We start from the raw sequence: 16118 nt of genomic DNA, 5'->3' as shown, positions 1-16118 counted from the left end.
TTTCGAGAGAATGGCTGTCAAAATCGAATTGTCGTCGCGGCAACTACGCAGCGCGTTTCGGCAGATAGGCTGGCTTGAGCGAGTCTTCCAAATCCTGAGTTAGTTCTACGAGATCAATGGAGTCGTCGATCGAAGCCTTCAGCAACCGTTCCTTCAGTTGCAAATTCGCGACTGAAACGTAGGCCGTTTCATGGACGCCATCGATATCGAACTCAAACGCTCCCGGAGGAAGCGCGACCGAATGAACGTCACTCCAATACTCGTTGCCATACGCGTGCTGGTCGCAAGCGTAGGCAGCAGCGAGAACCATGTCGTCGCGATAAAGAATGGCCATCAGCATGAGTACTCCTCCAGATATTCGAACTGTCGAAGTTTACCAGGCTGTCTGAATCATGCTAAGACGAAGCTTGAGTGCTAGCGTCGTGCAGTGGCCGGTCGTGGCGAACTTTTCGTGCTGCGACAATCGAGGGATGATCAACTTCTCGGCGTCGTCAGGGGCGAGGATTACTTTTTCGAACCACGTACAAAGACGTACGCGATGAAGCCGATAATTACCAGCAGTGTGGGAAATGCGGCAAGAAGCAGCAGTTCCATGATTCCAATTCCGAACATATTGGTTAACTCTGGGAAGAAAATGAATGCGTGCATTCGGCGGCCAATTTGGCTAAAATGCAAGCATCTTCAGGATGACTTTTCAAACATAACGAGCCATTGATGCCAAAGCAAACCAATTCAAGCCGTCGTCAGTTCATGATTCGCACAGGAGGAGCCTCTGCCGTTGCAGCATTGGCGGTAACTCTGGGCGAACGATTGCAAGCTCAGGATAAAGCTGCCGGTGGAGTAAAAATCAACCACTCAGTTTGCAAGTGGTGCTACGGAAGCGTATCGCTGGAAGACCTTTGCACGGCCGGTAAAGAGTTCGGACTGCAGTCGATTGAGTTGCTGCAACCGAAAGACATTGAGGTCGTTCAAAAGCACGGGCTGACTTGTGCTTTGGTTAGTAATGTCGCCGCAACGACAGACAAAGGCGTCAAGGTCGGTGGTATCACCAAATCATGGAATCGCATTGAGCACCACAAGGCTCTGATCGAAGCTTACGAAAAACAGATCGTCGCAACGAAGAATCTCGGTTTGGACAATGTGATCTGCTTTTCCGGGAACCGGGATGGCATGGACGACGAATTGGGAATGAAAAACTGTGCAGAGGGACTTAAAAAACTGATGCCGGTTGCGGAGAAGCACGGCGTCACGGTCACGATGGAGTTGCTCAACAGCAAGGTCAATCACCCGGACTACATGTGCGATCACACCGATTGGGGCGTGGCGCTTTGCGAGATGATTGGCTCGGATCGATTCAAGTTGCTCTACGACATCTATCACATGCAGATCATGGAAGGTGACGTGATCGCGACGATCAACAAAAACAACTCGTACTTCAGCCATTACCACACAGGCGGCGTTCCGGGGCGAAATGAAATTGATGAAACGCAGGAGCTTTATTATCCCGCGATCATGAAAGCGATTCAGGCAACAGGCTTCAAGGGTTACGTTGCTCAGGAATTCATTCCGAAACGCGCTGACAAGCTTGGCTCACTGAAGCAGGGTGTCGAAATTTGTAGCGTCTAGCTGCCAATCGAACACACAATCATTGTGGCTGGGGCGTTTCGCCCCAGTGTTTGCCATTTTGAACCGGGGCGTTACGTACCGGCGAAGTTTTGAGATCGGGTCAAGGACATGCCATGCCTCTGCCGGACGAATCGCAAAACAGATTGATCGACTGGTCTCCGTGGAAACACCCGAAGGCCAAGCGTTGGTTTGAGGAGCTGCTTGAGGAGACCCATCTGCCGCTGATGATGGAACACGCGGTCGACAAGCCTGACGATTCTTTGGACGAAGGCGAGACCCGTTTGATGGTCGCGTTGGCAATCCTGTTCGGACGCGATGGTGTCTGGCCGGCGCAGAGAGATTCGATTTTGCGAACCATCGTCCGCAAGGGAAACGTGGTCGCAAATCGCGCCGCAACACCCAAGGACGGACCGATGTCTTTGGCCCAGCACAAGGAGCAGGCGAAACAGCATGACCACCTTGTCGATGAGGTTGAGATATTGCGGCGCCGAATCGGCATGTCGAACCGCAAGACTCCGATGCCACCTCCTGCATGGGGGAAGTTCTGGTCATGAAAGCAAAAAACGTAAAGCCGTGGAACAATCCCGAAGCGGCTCGTTGGGTCCACAGTTCCGATTCGATGCGACAATTGTGTCGGCTGGTCGAGGGCACGTTGCGGCTGGAGGTCGATTCACGCCCGCATGAGATTCGGGCTGCGGCTGCCACGGTAATTATGCTGGCCAGAAAGAACCTGTGGTCGCCTGCGGGGCGCGAAGACGAAGAAATTCTCCACGAGATGGATCGTCTGGTTGGTCTCGCAGCGCGTCGACTGGGATCAGTAAAACAACTGTTCGAAAAAAAGATGCGAGCGGAGCCTGAGCTGCAAAGTGATCCGTCGTATCGGAAATTGATGGAGTCAATTAATCAGGAGATTCGCATTCTTGAATCGCGAATGTCCGATTCTCCGAACAAGCTTCCCGAAGAGCCGCCGTGCACTTGGGGCAATTTTTGGTAGTCGATAGGGCAATGCCGTCCGCGTTACAGCGATTCCATCTGTTTCAGCTTTGCCTTCGCAACCCGCAGTTTTCGAGGCTGCTGTGTTTTTTCGTAGTATGTCGCGATGTTCCACAGGCACTGGCTGGCCTGATCGTACTCATCACGTTTCATAAATTGTTCGTAGACATGATCCAGCAAGGAAATCCCTTCCGATTCCTTGCCCAGCATCAGATAGGAAAGTCCATAATCCGCTTGAGCCCTGAGCCGTTCCGACTCCGGCCATTGTTGGCACGTCGGCATTGCGGATTGCAGTAAATTCATGCCTTGAGCGAGGCTTCCGTTCTGGAGCTTTAACGTCGCCAGAATTGCTTTGGCACGATCGCCAATGTGCGACGCCGAATTAGTGGAGCTCAGTCGCAGCAGAATCGCCGACGCAGGACCGGGTTGGCCAGCGTCAATCATCGCCAACGCCTGCTGCATCTGCAGTTCAGATTTCAGAACCTTGTCGGAGATAAGAGCTTCCGATTTCTTGAAAGCCAGAATCGCGTTTTGTGCTTCGTGTCGTTTCAGGCGTTGAATTCCGATGGTCGCCCAAATAACGGCCTCATTGTTTCCTGACTGGTCTGACCCGAAATCAAGACTCTCGTTGCGAAGCGAGTTCTCCAATCGACTGATCGTTCGTTCCGACCACTCACTGGAAACAGGACGCAAAAAGGCAGCTTTCTCCCAGAACGCGGGATCAACCAGGTTGCGTTCATGCAACCAGCGGCTCTGAATGTCGGTGGATGCTTGCCAAGTCGATTTCCACTGGTCATGATTCTTGGCATGCCGCTGTGTCTCACCCAACAGCAATCCAATCTTGCTGGCTTGATAGGGATGGTTGGGCTTGAGAAGGGAAAATGCTTGATCAAAACGCTTAATCGAGTCGCTGTACTTCTCCATCATCAAATATGCGATGCCCTCAAGTCGCAAAGCTTCTGCCGCAACGAGGTCGACGGAACTGGCAGTTTTGTCGAGGTTCTTGGACAGATTCATCGCCAACGCATCTTTGGGTTCGTTATTGCCTATCAGTTCGAGAAACAAAGACCGTGACGTCAAAAAATCGTTGATCGATTCTGTGCGTCCAGACAGTCGCACCAGGGCTTGCCATTCGCCTGAACCGTCGCGGGTCCATTTTTCGTCGAACAGTTTGGCGACATCCCGCAGGCGTTGTCGCGAGATCGATGCTCCATCCTGTCCCAGTAAAATCTTGCTGACGACGTCAGGGTACAGGCCGATCAGGTTGCGAGCCGAGTTCCATTTGTCTGCCGCGATCATTCCGTCGAGTGTTGATGCCAGCTCATGAGGTTGATAGGCCACGGTGTCTGTGTTGCCCAGCAGCAGTCCGCCGTCAAAGCGAGTTTTTTTCTCTGGTGAAATCGCAGTCTCGGTTCTGGTCGCGATTTTCGTTTCCGAAGACTTTCCGGACACAAGCTGTTGCAACGGCGTTTTTTCTGATTCCTTGACGTTAGCCTCGAACAGGGAACATCCGCTAAGAACCCCGAGTGCAACCGTGGCCAGTAACAATGAGCGCAAGGAGGTCGTGTACACAAAATGTCCGTTGAAGTTCGTGTGGGAAACCTCGTTTCGAATTGTCCGGCGACCGTTCAAATCAATAGTTCCTTGGCGTAACGTTATGGAATCGAAACGAACTGTGCAAACCGCATTCGTCCAGTTGAACCTGAGCCGCCTCATGAGGGCCAAATGTATGTAGTGACGACTGACCAGTCATGGCGGACGGGTGAACGCTAAGCTGTTGCAGTAAGTCCTGACTGATCGAAGCCGATTCAGCTGGCGTATTAAAGACGTAAGGGCGAACCATCACAATTAGCTCGCGTCGCAATCGTCCCGTAGTCTGCTTGCGAAAAAAGAAGCCCAGCACCGGAAGCTTCCCGATGCCGGGAACCTGGCTGCGACTGTCAGAAACTTCGTCTTCGATCAATCCTCCGAGAGCAACCGCCAATCCGTCTTTGGCGACAACCGTTCCGCTGACTGTGCTGCGATTTACTGTGTCGACTTCCTGGTTCGTGATCACACCAGTCGTGCTAAGAATCGGGATTCGTCCACCGTTGATGACGCGTCTGGCGTTCTCCTGAACAATCCGCAACGTGACCGTTCGGTCAGCATTGATGCTGGGAGTGATTAATAAAGATTGCCCGACGTCACGCAGTTCCGTGATTGGCGTGCCTGCGATTGTCGTGTTGTTGTTGCCGCCAGAAATGACTTGGGGAGAATTAAACCCGACGGTAAATGGAATGGTGTCGCCGATGAAGATCCGACTGACTTCATTGTTGGCTGTTAAAAGCAACGGAGTGTTGAGGATCGTGACGCGATTGTCGTCTTCGAGCAGTTGCATGCGAGCCCGGAAGCTGTTGTTCACGAACTGAAACGTAAAATCGCCCTGGTTGAGCAAGCTTCCACCGGGAGTCATCGATTCAAGTCGTTTGTCGTCGCCAACGGCTAAATCGGAAGGCGGCGGAAGGATGTCACCTGTCGTGAAACCGCCCGCGACGGAACTGCCGTTGGAAAACTGATAGTCGAAGACGCTGCGGAAGTCGTCGTCAAGCAATACCGACATGACTTTTACTTCCAATAGAACCAAGGGTGTGGGCACGTCCAGATTTTGAATCAGCTGTTCGATTTGCTTCATCGTCGCGTCATCACCGGTGCGAACCACGACCTGATTGTTGCGTCTTACGACGGTCACATAGATCGTCGCCTGACGTTCTTTCAGCAGTCGCGAAATGGGATCGTTTCCGTCATTTGATCCAGAGGGACGTCGCTGTGTGCGTTCGTTCAGTGCCTCGATCAGCTGCTGGATCTGTTCCGAAGAAAGATCGGAAAGCGGTTCGGATTCGTTGCTGGCACGGTTGTTACTGCTGCTCTTGTTGGATTGATTCGAAGTGAATCCGCCCAGCCCGTCCAGACGACTGAACGATCGTCCGCCATAGGCATAGTCGCCTTGATACGAACCGAGTCCGAGGCTGCGACTGTCGACAAGGTCGAATCGATTGAGCCGATAAATGATGTCCAGAATCGAATCCTGGTCGCCAACGCCGAAATTCAGTTCGACGCGATCTCCAAACAGGCTTTGAATTGCAACCGCGGCGTCGACAGGGTTCGGATATAGCAACGTGAATACCTTGGTCTGCTCCTCTCGGAAACTTGCAAGGTTCTGTTCGTATTCTTTCGTGGTAAAGATTCGAATGACGCCGGATTTTTCGTCAACACGAAAGTACAAATCGTGAGTCTTGGTCAGGTTCTCCAGCACGTCCATTGGGCGAACGTTGCGGAGAAACAAATTGATCTTCATCTCGTTCGCTTGCGTCGAAGGAACGATGTTGATGCCGCTCTGTTCTGAAAACAAACGCATCGCGTCGCCAAGTTCCTGGTCGCGAAAGTCAACCAGTTCAATGTTTGTCTCTGGCGGAAGAAAATCAGCGTAGCCTGGTTGGAGCACCGGATCGCCCGGAGCTATCAACGGCTGGAGATCAGTCGGATCCAGAATCGGAATGCCCGTTGCTTCGACAGCGCTCGACTTGTCCGATTTTTGTTTGATCGGCGTGGGTGCATTGGGAGTTGGCGAAGCATTATCCTGAGGCGCAGCGACAGCCGCATAGCTGCAAGGTGCTGCCAAAGTAAACATGCTGGAGATGACCAGATAAATACCGGCCGCCATTGGGTAACGTGACATCCGTGTCATAATTGTCCCGCGCGACCGACACCGTGCCGTGGCAGGTGAGTTCGCAATCAGACTTGTTCAAATGAGGGGCTTTAATCGTAAAGATAGACCGTACGACCCAGTTCCGGGAAGTTCAGTTCGATCATATCTTTAGATATTTTCTTGACTTCCATCAAGATCCATACCCCGTCCGCGACTGGAACTGACATCTCAGTGTTCGTGCGGATACGAATGATTGTGTCCTTGGATTTGAGAATCGCCATGCTATTGCCGTTGGCGATCACCTTGGACTGCACTTGAAATATCGGCATCTGAAGCAATTGCCGGCGCAGCTTTACGGTTTGATCAGCCAGATCCCGGGTGAGTTTTGCCAATTGTTTCTGAATATCCGCAATGTTCTTCTTCAGTGTCGCATTCTCAGCCTTTAATTGATTATTTTGCTCGACGAATGCGTCAAGGCGTTCGACGTCGCGGATCTTTGAAAGCGTTGCCTTGATGACGTCCGAAGCTGCGGTCGGGTCCTGCTTCTCCTGCGCTTGAAGAGCCGTTCCATCGACAAGAAACGCAGATACGATGAAAGCAAAAACGATGTGAGAGATTTGATTTCTGTTCATGTCGCTTGCTGCCTGCTAGCAGTTGGTGGAGGTTTGAAGCAATCGTTCGTTCGGTTCATTTTTCGTCGCGAGGTCGTGTGGGTTGTCGAGGCTTGGCATTTTTAATGCCGCGCTGAACGTGTGACCTCACTTCGTCTTTGAAACGGACCGGAGCCAAGGCGTTAGTGATGCCGAATTCAGTCGTAAATTGTATGCCTGCCAGTCGCGGCCGCTACCAGAAACACGACTTTGCAACTGCTTTAGTTCCCCGCTGCCAGCAGAGCGACAAAGAAGGCAATGTAAACGTAGCCCACAACTGCTCCGACGCCGATGGTTAACGCCGGAGTCAGGAATGCGTTCAGCTTTCGAATGGCTGATTGAAGCTGGTCTTCGTGGAAGTCAGCGACTTCTGAAAGCACGCCTTTGAGGTCACCCGACTGCTGACCAACCGCAATCATCTTTTCCAACATCGGCGAAAATGCATTGCCTTCGCCGATGGCATCCGCAAAATTGCCGCCTTGAATGATCTTGTCGCGCGCATTGTTAACGGTCTTGGCGGTAAACTGGTTGTAGAGCAGTTTCTGAACCGTTCCCAAACCGTCAATCAGTGTAATGCCACTACCAAGCATAACGCTTAAGCTACGCGCAAACGTTGAAGTTTCGTTCAGCTTGAGCAGCCGTCCTACGACGGGTGTTCGCAATAGGAATCTGTGAAAAGTCATTTTCCACTCCTGAGACCGATACGCGACGACAAGCACGACCAACAGGCCGCAAAACAGGATGATCACGGCACTATAGTACTGACGCATCCAGTTCGAAATATTCACAAGGTTCTGTGTCATGGGTGGCATGTTTTTGCCGAGACTCTGTAGGTAGGTTTCCAGCTGCGGGATCAGATAGGTCACCATGTAAACCGTCACGCCGATCGCTACACAGATCACCATCAATGGATAAATCAGGGCTGACGATACTTCCTGAAGGCTACGCCTGCGGTTGCGCATCGTGTCGACGGCTCTTTCGAGCACCGGAGGCAATTCACCCGTCCGTTCGCCGACTCGAATCAGCTGAATCGTAAACTCGGGAAAGCAATTGTGCTTTGACATCGCATTGGAAAGGCTGTCCCCGCTTTGGATTTGGTTGACGACGGTTTTCCAAATGTTCCCCAGTGACTTCCTGGGAGCCTGGACTTGCAACGAGTCCAAAGCTCCCAACAAAGACATGCCGCCGCGAACCATCATCGCAAGTTGTTGAAGGCTTAGCTCGACATCGATCGAACGAACAGGCAACCACTTGGTCCAATCCCATTGCTTTCTGGACGTTGACTGTTGGTAAACGGGGTCGACGCCGGTCACGATCAAACCACGGCTTCGAATCTGCGAAGCAGCACTCGACCGATTCGGCGCATCGATAACGCCGGAGCGGATTCCGCCGCTTGTGTCGCGTGCTTTGTATCGAAATTCAGCCATGGCTGGAGTCGTAGGTGGATTCTAAAGTTTTTGTGTGTCAGTCTGTTTGCTTACGAGCAGCACATGCGCGAAACGTAAGCGAGTAGGTCCGTAATGCCGTGTCCTGTTCGTACTTCACATCTGTTCCGCTTTAATACGGACTGATCACCGAAGCGATTTCGTCCAAAGAAGTTTCTCCCAGAATCAATTTGCCGATACTGTCGTCGAGCAGATCGGGAAAGTTGCGATCCGAAAGCAGCTTTTGGATTTCAGTCTCATCGGGCCGCGTGGAAACAATCCTCGCCAGCTCACGATCAAACGGAATGAATTCAAAAATTCCGACTCGGCCCATGAAGCCCGAACCGGCACAATGTCGGCAGCCTTTCGGGCGATAGATCGTGGTCCCAACCAGTTCCTCTCGACCCAGCAAAATTGCTTCGTCTTCGCTCATCTCGTAAGGCGATCGACATTTCGCACAAAGCTTGCGAACCAGACGCTGAGCTGCATACAATCTCGAAACCGCGCCGATTAAAAACGGCTTGATGCCCATGTCCGACAGCCTGGTGATCGCTCCGCTGGCCGAGTTGGCGTGGATCGTCGTGAAAACGAGGTGGCCGGTGAGTGCCGCACGAATCGCCGTTTCTGCAGTTTCCTCGTCCCGGATTTCACCGATCATCAATACGTCGGGATCGTGCCTGAGTACGCTTCTAAGCGCTTTGTAAAAACTGACTTTGTCATTTGTGTCGACCTCGACTTGCGACACGCCATCGATCACGTACTCAACCGGATCTTCGATCGTGATCACGTTGAGCGACTTCTGATTGATAAGGCTTCGTATCGCCGCGTAAAGCGTTGTGCTTTTGCCGCAGCCCGTTGGTCCCGTGACCAGAATTAAACCGTTGGGACGATGAATCGTGTGCTCAAATCGTTTGAGGTCACGATCTTCCATTCCCAATTTGTCCAGCGTCAAATCCTGAGTCTGCGTTGCCAACAATCGCAGTGTGATCCTCTCGCCGTGCTTGGTCGGTATGGTCGCGGTTCGAATGTCGATCTCGTTGCTGTGTTCCGAACTGAGCGTAAATCGTCCATCCTGCGGAGCCCGTCGTTCGGCGATGTCCATGCCGGACATGATCTTCAATCGCGACAACAACGGGTTATGGACCGCAACCGGAAGCTGCCGGTAGTTTTCCAGAACGCCGTCGACTCGAAGACGTACGCGAACGTCATTGGAAGTCGGTTCGATGTGAATGTCGGTCGCTTGACGAATCAATGCCGCGTGGAAAATTTCGTCGCCAAGGGCAACGATGTTGTCCGAATCGGGCTCAGCCTGAGTTCCCGTAAACTGAATGCGAACTGGTTCGCTTTGGTTGCCATTCCAACGGACCGTGTCCTGAAAGATCCGTTGAATGGCTCGAAACAGCGAACCCGGTTCGGTTGGAACGACTTCAATCGGATTCGAAATGTAGCGACGAACGGCCTGAATGCTCTGATCGTCTTCCGGATCCTTGCACGCCAACAAGACCGATCCATCATCTTCGGTGAAAGGCAGGACTTGGCGGCGCGTCGCAAGGTTAGCCGGGATGCGCAGCGCCCAAGCCGGATCAATTTTGACTTGATCCATATCCAACAGTTCGGTTTCTGGTACGGCCGTCATCTATGCCCTGCTCCGCCGTTTGGTTTGCACCATCGTGTCCGGGTCACGAGCGAGCGAACGGGCCGTGCGTTCGGTGATCAGACGCGACCGCCACAGCGACGCAAGGCTGTCATCGATCGTCCACATACCTTCTTCCCCGCTGGTTTGGATGATGGAGTTGATTTGGTTTAACCGACCGGTCGCAATCAGGTTTGATATCGCTGAATTCGCGTGCATGACTTCGCTGGCAAGCACGCGCCTCGAAGACTGCTCCGTCTCAAGGTTCGGATTCTGCATCCGAGGAAGCAAGTGCTGCACGATGACCGTGCGAAGGACCGTCGCGACCAACCGTTGAGCGAGATTTTGCTCTTCTGCAGCGAACGCACCGACCAATCGCTCGATCGCAGTTTTACAGTCACCGGCGTGGACCGAAGCGAACACGAGATGGCCTGTTTCCGCCGCAGAAATGGCGGTCCGCATGGTATCGAGGTCACGAAGTTCACCCACGAGAATGACGTCGGGATCTTGACGGACGGCGTCGTGAAGTGCCTGGCTGAAAGTCTCCACATCGGGCCCGATTTGACGTTGATTGACCAGTGCCATCTTCGACGGATGAACGAATTCGACAGGATCTTCGATCGTGATGATGTGGCAGCGACGATTGCGGTTGATGCGATCAATCAGGGAAGCGATCGTCGTGCTCTTGCCAGACCCTGTCGGCCCAGCGACGAGTATTAAGCCATCTTTAAGGTTGCAGAGTTCGTAGAGCTGCGAATCCAATCCGAGCTGGTCCAATTCCGGAATTGTGTTTGCGAGAAAGCGAAACGCAAAGCAGATTGAGCCATTTTTCTTGTAGGCGTTGAAGCGAAAACGATTCGACGCACCGATGGAAAATGCTCCATCGAAAGAACCACGTTGCTCAAGAGAATCGTGCTGAGCGCTGGTCAGCAACGAGCTTGCAAACGAAATCGTCTGTTCGTCCGAGACTTTGTTGTCGGCGAATCCGTCGAACGTTTCTGAAGAAAGCTGGCCATCGATGCGAAAGTGAATCGGTTCGCCAGGGCTGACATGAACGTCGGACGCCCCTCGCAAAACGGATTGTTCCAGAACCGTTTGCAGCAACGGAGCGATTTCGTGGTCCTCGAGATTCATGATAAATTGCGATGGGTGCTTGTTGCTGATTCGCTAGATGACGAAAACGATCGTCCAGGTGCGTTGCGAGCCTCCGGCTGATTCCGGCTGCATCGTAATGGCGACGGGAATGATACTTTTGGCCAAGATGTTGACGTCGGATAGAAATTCGAGCACATCGAAATAGGCTCCTTTAATTTCCACAGGCCAAAACTCGACCGGGTCGCCGACGGACTGCTCGTTCATCTTTGCGAACATGTCTTTAAGGTAAGTCGACACCACCACACTGTCTTCGCCGCCCTGCGAAACGATCGACAGGTTGTAATCTCGCATCAGTTCGGTGATCTTCTCAAGCGTGTCGATTCTCGATTTTCCGCTTCGCCAACCGATGCTCAGTTCGCGGATTCGCTGTTTTGATTGAGATACCCGTTTGCGAGTCCGCTCCAAGCTTTCTTTTTCGCTCAGCAAACTTTCTTCGGAGAACCTGGCTGTTTCCTCAGACACGGCAGAAAGTTTCTGCTGCTGATAGTTGGCCTCAATTTTGGTTCTTTGGCTTCTCAGCGGAACGGCGAACAGCACGGAGTAGATCGCCAAAATCAAGGCAGCAGGAAACAGCATCAGTAAGAACTGTTCCCGTTTGGAGTCGTGTTTCAGTGGTGCGATCATGATTAAATTTGGAGTTGAGGTTGTGCCTTACTCGACGGTTCCCGCTTTTCTTAGCAGCGCGACTGAATCGAATGGACCAGTATCCGTCAGCGTGATCTCGTAGGTCCATGGACCTCCCGTGATCAGTTTTTGTTGGCCTTCCTGTTTGGCCGGATTGACTGCCCAGCCCATCGGGGCGACTTCTTCTCGCAACCCTTTGGCAAACGCCTGGGCCGCTTCACCGTTGAGCGAGATGCCGGAAATCATGATGCCTTCTTCGGTTCCCGCAATTTTCTCTACCACCAGGTTCGGCGTCCGCCGCTCCACCAATAGCTTCAGCAGCTCTGCAACGCGGTTACTTTGATTGTCTAGAAAAAACTGGACGCGAATCAGATCGTCGCCAAGCGAGTAGTCGAGCTGTTGAATCTCGGATTGCTGCTCCAACACGGAAATCAATTGCGAATCGTACAGCTTCTTCTTCTCTGCCGGCTGTTTCAGCGTCGCGATCTCGGCTAGCAACGCCTGGTTCGAAGCGTTCACGTAGCTCCAGTGCCAAAAACAGAAACCCAGAACCGCTGCGGCAATGGCTACAGAAGCGAGGTGCCTGATCGGAGTCCCGGTTGTGCCTTTGGTCAGCCGAATCAGCGGCGCGGTGATCTGATCAAGACGCGTTGCGAAGTTATTCGCGACTCGTAACGCCCACTGCTCAAAATCAGTTTCCTGTGCAAGGTCTTCGACCGTCGAAAATTGATCTGTGTCTACCTCTTCGAGATTCGTGCCCAGGAATCGTTTGATCGCAGGAGTATTGCCTTTTGTTTCGGCAGCGGAATTGGGAAACTGTCGGACCTTGATCAGTCGATTTGAATCCTGACCAAGCAGATAGCCCAGTCCGTCCCACACTTCGAGAGATCGGTCCGCTTCGCCGGTTCTGGAACCTCCCGAAAGTCCTGCCGGGTTGGCGACCACGATGTCTCGACAGCCCTGCGATTCGAGCATCAAGTTAACGGCGTCCAGATCCGTTTTCCGAATCGCGCTGACCCAATACTGTTCGAAGTCCTCCTGTCTGCCGACGGCGCTCGACGCGACAACGATCTCGTCGATCTCAATGCCCGAAAGCGTTTCGGCTTCGAATTTCAAAGCCTCTTCAAGCTCCGTGGAATCGATTCCGCCGATGCTCATTCGAGGAAGCAGCACGATTTGCGACCAGACTTCTGTTGACGCCACGATCGTCTTGTAAGCCAGCGGTGGTTTCCCTTTGACTACATGATTCACCGCGTCGGTGAACGACGATTCGACATCGACCAGGTCCCGGACGTGGAACACGAGGTCGGACTTCTTGCCAAAGTCAGCGCGGACCACGCCATCGTTCGTGACGAGAATCACTGAGATGTCGGGACGCTTTGCCATGGTTGGTCACACTCTGAAGTTCACGCATTTCGGCGTTTAGTCGTTCGATTCGAGGGAGGCGCTGGTTGCCGCTGTCGGGGCCTGATTGTCATTCTGGAAATCGAAACAGACCGTCAGACCCGAATGTGGAACTTGCAGGTACTTCGTCTGTTTCTCGCCATCGACCTCGCAGACGATTGCTCGCAAGCCAACGGGAACGTCGCGAAACCGAAACGAATCGGGCATTGGATCTTCATCGTCCAGCACCACCAATGTCGTCAAGGACGTTTCAGGTTGCGGTGTTAGTAAAGCCACTCTGACGGTCGAGTTGTCTGGATTGTCGAGCAGGACTTTTCCGGTTACCTCAACTTTGCCAGATTCAAGATCGATCGACAGTTCTTCTGGCGTGTTGTCGTTGTCAGACGCCGGCAGCGAAATTTGCACGGTGTTCGCGTACCCTTTTGCATCAGACAGAACCGTTGGAGACTGTCCCCACGGATCTTTCAACGCGTTCGCACCGATGGCAAGCTGCATGTACGGGCCACGCCAACCGCATGGGATCCTGACGCGGGAATAGTCGACCGGCTGATTTGGACCGGCTCGAAAACCGTATGGGAATCGAGTCGCCAATTCGGATTCGGCATTCCAAAGCTCGGAAAGGATCTCTGGCGAATCAAGCGGATTCGTATTGTTGGTCAATACGTCTGTGAACGCTTCCGGTAGCCGCCCTACGTCTGAGATGAATCCGCTGATCAACGGAGTTCCGTCCACCTGATACTTCTGTTGCGGACCAATCGAGGCGATTTTGATTTCGTCCAGCAACCTTGAAGCAGACGTGAATCGCTGGCTGTCGACTTGGGGCTGCAGCGATTGAAGTGCCACCGTGGCGACGATCGATAGAATGACCAGAACGACCATCAGTTCCAATAACGTCAAGCCTGCGCGAGTCTTGGTGACCCAACGAGGCTGGGAAGCCAAACGAGGCTGAGCTCGCAATCGAAATCGAGCACTCGTCCAAGCTTGCCGACGATCGACGCATCGCGAACTTTCAGATTCGGAAAACTCGCTGTGCATTGGTCACCCCTGAGCGGTCGGTTGCAAGCCCTCCGGTTCCGATCAGTTTCGCGCCGGAGGCACTTTCGAAATTCGTATCTGCGTCGACGTTGTTCAACGCAAACGATTTGGTTGAGTAATCGTACTCGTTGTTCATTCCTACTGGCGATTGTCCGGGAACCTCAGGAACATCACGAGGTCATCACCGCATTCCGCCAACGTAAGCTCTCTCGTTTCGTCTTTTCCTGGCTTCATGTTCGACACGTCGGCCGGCGTTTCGATTTGCCCGTTCGGGCCGGCGGATACAAGCCGAATGAATTTGCACTCGGTCGGATTCACTGTTCCGTCTTCGTCGAAATCGACCTGGATTTGCAGCTCATTGCCCCATCCATCGACGACCGTCGGCTCACCCGTTTCCTTCTGCCCTGTCGGAAGCACGTATGGACCGTTCCAGCCGATTCGGTTGACGGGGTCGTAATGTTTCAGTTCCGGGGCCGTTTCCTCAATCAATTCCGGGGCTTCTTCCTGAACCAGTTCGCATACCTCTCGCGGAATCGCGTTGGGCTTGTGCGACAATGATTCCAACACGCCGTCTTTACCAGAGATCGCATTTCGCACGGTGTGCATCGTCGCCTGAGTCGTGATCGTGACCGGGCATTCGGTGTTCCCGCCAGGAGTGACGACAACGAGGTTGCTGAACGACGGAATCGCAATCAATGCGATCGCAGTCAGGATCAACATCACGATCATCAGTTCCAGTAACGTAACACCGGTGCGCAATCCATGGCGTCGCAGGCGTTGAGTGCAAGGTTGATTCAATGAAGCAAGTTTCATGGTGGTTACAGAACTAGTTTTCCGTATCAGAGTAGTAAGACTCGAGTTCGTTCGACATGCTGGAGATGCCGTACTTTCCGGGGATTCCGGTTCCAGCGTAACGAGCAACGAATTCGGAATCGCCAGAGGGCTTCAACTCGACCAATATCAGGTATCGAGAATACATGTCCTCCGGGCTTTGATCCCGTTCGTCAGAAAAATGTACGGGTGCTTCCGAGAATGCGGCTTTCGGACCACCGCCGACCAGCGAACACTGTTCGCCCAAACCGAAAACGAAAAATCGACTGGACGCATCGACTTCCAGATTCCAACCTTCTCGCAGCAAAACCAGAGCAGGTTCCTGTGAAAGTGCACAGACTCGCGAATCCGTGCCAATCGCGACCGGAAGCTGATCGTGAGAGCCAAAGGTCGCGTTGTCGGCGCCATCGAGCGCTGGCACCAGCTCGGTGATTCCGATCAGGCGAAGCGCTTCAATCTCGGCTGGAGAAAGCGACGTCGTTTCAAACACTTCGGCGCCACCGAGGTAGCCCGGAATGTTGCCGTCGATGGATGACGATCCCGTAATGAGAGCGTCGAATCGGTTGCCGATTTGTCCCTGAGACAGAACCGCCATCCTTCGAATGGTAGATTCGATTTCTGGAACATTGGCCGCTGCGGTGGCGACTTGAGTTCGCTTAAGCATGCCTGGCAGCGTCGAAACAACGATCCCGCCAAGGGCGATCAGGATAGTGAGAACGACCAACAACTCCAGCAACGAAAGGCCGCGTCGATCTGCTGATCGGAGGCTATTTCGGAATTCAAGTTGGAGGAATTCGTTCTTCATTTTCAAAAAACAAAGGTGTGGATCCTGGGGCGAAAAGCGAAAGTTCCTTCATCCTGAATCGACTTCGCGTGACAGATTGTATAGCCAGCTGAGTTTCGCCTAAATTACCGATTTATTAGTCGCTAGCTGATTTATCGGAACCCAACCGAGTGTGTTTTGGGGAACAATCGGCTCCCTTGCGGCCTATGTCCTGCTGGACAGTCAACCTCGCTGTTATTCGAAGCGATCGATTGATAACTCGCCTATCCCTTGA

General features: G+C 52.9%; 16 protein-coding genes. 3 read left to right on the top strand and 13 right to left on the bottom strand.

The genetic code is table 11. The features are described from left to right. Positions 1-43: 43 nt before the first annotated feature. Positions 44-340, bottom strand: a complete 297-nt coding sequence (locus MFFC18_RS14055; RefSeq protein ID WP_075085967.1) for a hypothetical protein — start codon at positions 338-340, stop codon at positions 44-46. Between the two features lie 374 nt (positions 341-714). On the opposite strand from MFFC18_RS14055, the gene MFFC18_RS14050 reads away from it, so the two are divergent. From MFFC18_RS14050 to MFFC18_RS14040, 3 genes are all read left to right on the top strand, one after another. After that, a complete protein-coding gene (locus tag MFFC18_RS14050; RefSeq protein WP_075085968.1) occupies positions 715-1626 on the top strand; it encodes a hydroxypyruvate isomerase family protein in 912 nt (303 codons plus the stop codon). A 113-nt stretch (positions 1627-1739) separates the two neighbouring features. After that, positions 1740-2180 (top strand): hypothetical protein, encoded by a 441-nt coding sequence (locus MFFC18_RS14045; RefSeq protein ID WP_075085969.1) that lies wholly within the window; start codon positions 1740-1742, stop codon positions 2178-2180. Further along, complete coding sequence (locus tag MFFC18_RS14040; RefSeq protein ID WP_075085970.1) at positions 2177-2620, top strand: hypothetical protein; 444 nt, start codon at positions 2177-2179, stop codon at positions 2618-2620. Before MFFC18_RS14045 ends, MFFC18_RS14040 begins: the two co-directional genes overlap by 4 nt. 23 nt (positions 2621-2643) lie before the next feature. Here MFFC18_RS14040 and MFFC18_RS14035 read toward each other — a convergent pair whose 3' ends face one another. The 12 genes from MFFC18_RS14035 to MFFC18_RS13985 form a co-directional block, all read right to left on the bottom strand. Then, entirely contained in the window at positions 2644-4191 is a 1548-nt protein-coding gene (locus MFFC18_RS14035; RefSeq protein WP_148618877.1) for a hypothetical protein, read from the bottom strand. 61 nt (positions 4192-4252) lie between these two features. Beyond that, on the bottom strand, positions 4253-6334 hold the full coding sequence (locus tag MFFC18_RS14030; protein ID WP_157665230.1) for a type II secretion system protein GspD: 2082 nt from the start codon (positions 6332-6334) through the stop codon (positions 4253-4255). Positions 6335-6414: 80 nt separating this feature from the next. Beyond that, the gene (locus MFFC18_RS14025) at positions 6415-6936 is read right to left on the bottom strand and encodes a coiled-coil domain-containing protein (protein ID WP_075085973.1); all 522 of its coding nucleotides are present in this window, start codon (positions 6934-6936) and stop codon (positions 6415-6417) included. 239 nt (positions 6937-7175) lie between these two features. Continuing rightward, positions 7176-8381 carry a type II secretion system F family protein gene (locus MFFC18_RS14020; RefSeq protein ID WP_075085974.1) on the bottom strand — a complete coding sequence of 402 codons (1206 nt, stop codon included), beginning with the start codon at positions 8379-8381 and terminating at the stop codon, positions 7176-7178. A gap of 130 nt (positions 8382-8511) precedes the next feature. Next, positions 8512-10014, bottom strand: coding sequence for a GspE/PulE family protein (locus tag MFFC18_RS14015; RefSeq protein WP_075085975.1), 1503 nt, complete (start codon positions 10012-10014; stop codon positions 8512-8514). Next, a complete protein-coding gene (locus MFFC18_RS14010; RefSeq protein WP_084417357.1) occupies positions 10015-11145 on the bottom strand; it encodes a type IV pilus twitching motility protein PilT in 1131 nt (376 codons plus the stop codon). A gap of 33 nt (positions 11146-11178) precedes the next feature. Then, complete coding sequence (locus MFFC18_RS14005; RefSeq protein WP_075085977.1) at positions 11179-11790, bottom strand: hypothetical protein; 612 nt, start codon at positions 11788-11790, stop codon at positions 11179-11181. Between the two features lie 27 nt (positions 11791-11817). Continuing rightward, the gene (locus tag MFFC18_RS14000; RefSeq protein WP_075085978.1) at positions 11818-13176 is read right to left on the bottom strand and encodes a hypothetical protein; all 1359 of its coding nucleotides are present in this window, start codon (positions 13174-13176) and stop codon (positions 11818-11820) included. Between the two features lie 36 nt (positions 13177-13212). Further along, positions 13213-14229: a type II secretion system protein gene (locus MFFC18_RS13995; RefSeq protein WP_075085979.1), complete on the bottom strand. Its 1017-nt coding sequence runs from the start codon at positions 14227-14229 to the stop codon at positions 13213-13215. Further along, on the bottom strand, positions 14204-14365 hold the full coding sequence (locus MFFC18_RS24985; RefSeq protein ID WP_168211095.1) for a hypothetical protein: 162 nt from the start codon (positions 14363-14365) through the stop codon (positions 14204-14206). Before MFFC18_RS24985 ends, MFFC18_RS13995 begins: the two co-directional genes overlap by 26 nt. Before the next feature lie 2 nt (positions 14366-14367). Beyond that, complete coding sequence (locus MFFC18_RS13990; RefSeq protein WP_148618876.1) at positions 14368-15042, bottom strand: prepilin-type N-terminal cleavage/methylation domain-containing protein; 675 nt, start codon at positions 15040-15042, stop codon at positions 14368-14370. A 13-nt stretch (positions 15043-15055) separates the two neighbouring features. Further along, positions 15056-15865: a hypothetical protein gene (locus MFFC18_RS13985; RefSeq protein WP_075085981.1), complete on the bottom strand. Its 810-nt coding sequence runs from the start codon at positions 15863-15865 to the stop codon at positions 15056-15058. Positions 15866-16118: the final 253 nt, after the last annotated feature.

Origin of the sequence: Mariniblastus fucicola (genome assembly GCF_008087665.1) — a bacterium.
In the GTDB taxonomy this organism is placed as follows: Bacteria; Planctomycetota; Planctomycetia; order Pirellulales; family Pirellulaceae; genus Mariniblastus; species Mariniblastus fucicola.
Note: the sequence above shows the minus strand (reverse complement) of the source record. Positions and strands in the feature narration are given on the sequence as shown.

Coding starts and splice junctions, on each gene's coding strand:
- MFFC18_RS14055 (WP_075085967.1), bottom strand. CDS start 340: ATGCTGATGGCCATTCTTTATCGCGACGACATGGTTCTCGCTGCTGCC.
- MFFC18_RS14050 (WP_075085968.1), top strand. CDS start 715: ATGCCAAAGCAAACCAATTCAAGCCGTCGTCAGTTCATGATTCGCACA.
- MFFC18_RS14045 (WP_075085969.1), top strand. CDS start 1,740: ATGCCTCTGCCGGACGAATCGCAAAACAGATTGATCGACTGGTCTCCG.
- MFFC18_RS14040 (WP_075085970.1), top strand. CDS start 2,177: ATGAAAGCAAAAAACGTAAAGCCGTGGAACAATCCCGAAGCGGCTCGT.
- MFFC18_RS14030 (WP_157665230.1), bottom strand. CDS start 6,334: ATGTCACGTTACCCAATGGCGGCCGGTATTTATCTGGTCATCTCCAGC.
- MFFC18_RS14025 (WP_075085973.1), bottom strand. CDS start 6,936: ATGAACAGAAATCAAATCTCTCACATCGTTTTTGCTTTCATCGTATCT.
- MFFC18_RS14020 (WP_075085974.1), bottom strand. CDS start 8,381: ATGGCTGAATTTCGATACAAAGCACGCGACACAAGCGGCGGAATCCGC.
- MFFC18_RS14015 (WP_075085975.1), bottom strand. CDS start 10,014: ATGACGGCCGTACCAGAAACCGAACTGTTGGATATGGATCAAGTCAAA.
- MFFC18_RS14010 (WP_084417357.1), bottom strand. CDS start 11,145: ATGAATCTCGAGGACCACGAAATCGCTCCGTTGCTGCAAACGGTTCTG.
- MFFC18_RS14005 (WP_075085977.1), bottom strand. CDS start 11,790: ATGATCGCACCACTGAAACACGACTCCAAACGGGAACAGTTCTTACTG.
- MFFC18_RS14000 (WP_075085978.1), bottom strand. CDS start 13,176: ATGGCAAAGCGTCCCGACATCTCAGTGATTCTCGTCACGAACGATGGC.
- MFFC18_RS13995 (WP_075085979.1), bottom strand. CDS start 14,229: ATGCACAGCGAGTTTTCCGAATCTGAAAGTTCGCGATGCGTCGATCGT.
- MFFC18_RS24985 (WP_168211095.1), bottom strand. CDS start 14,365: ATGAACAACGAGTACGATTACTCAACCAAATCGTTTGCGTTGAACAAC.
- MFFC18_RS13990 (WP_148618876.1), bottom strand. CDS start 15,042: ATGAAACTTGCTTCATTGAATCAACCTTGCACTCAACGCCTGCGACGC.
- MFFC18_RS13985 (WP_075085981.1), bottom strand. CDS start 15,865: ATGAAGAACGAATTCCTCCAACTTGAATTCCGAAATAGCCTCCGATCA.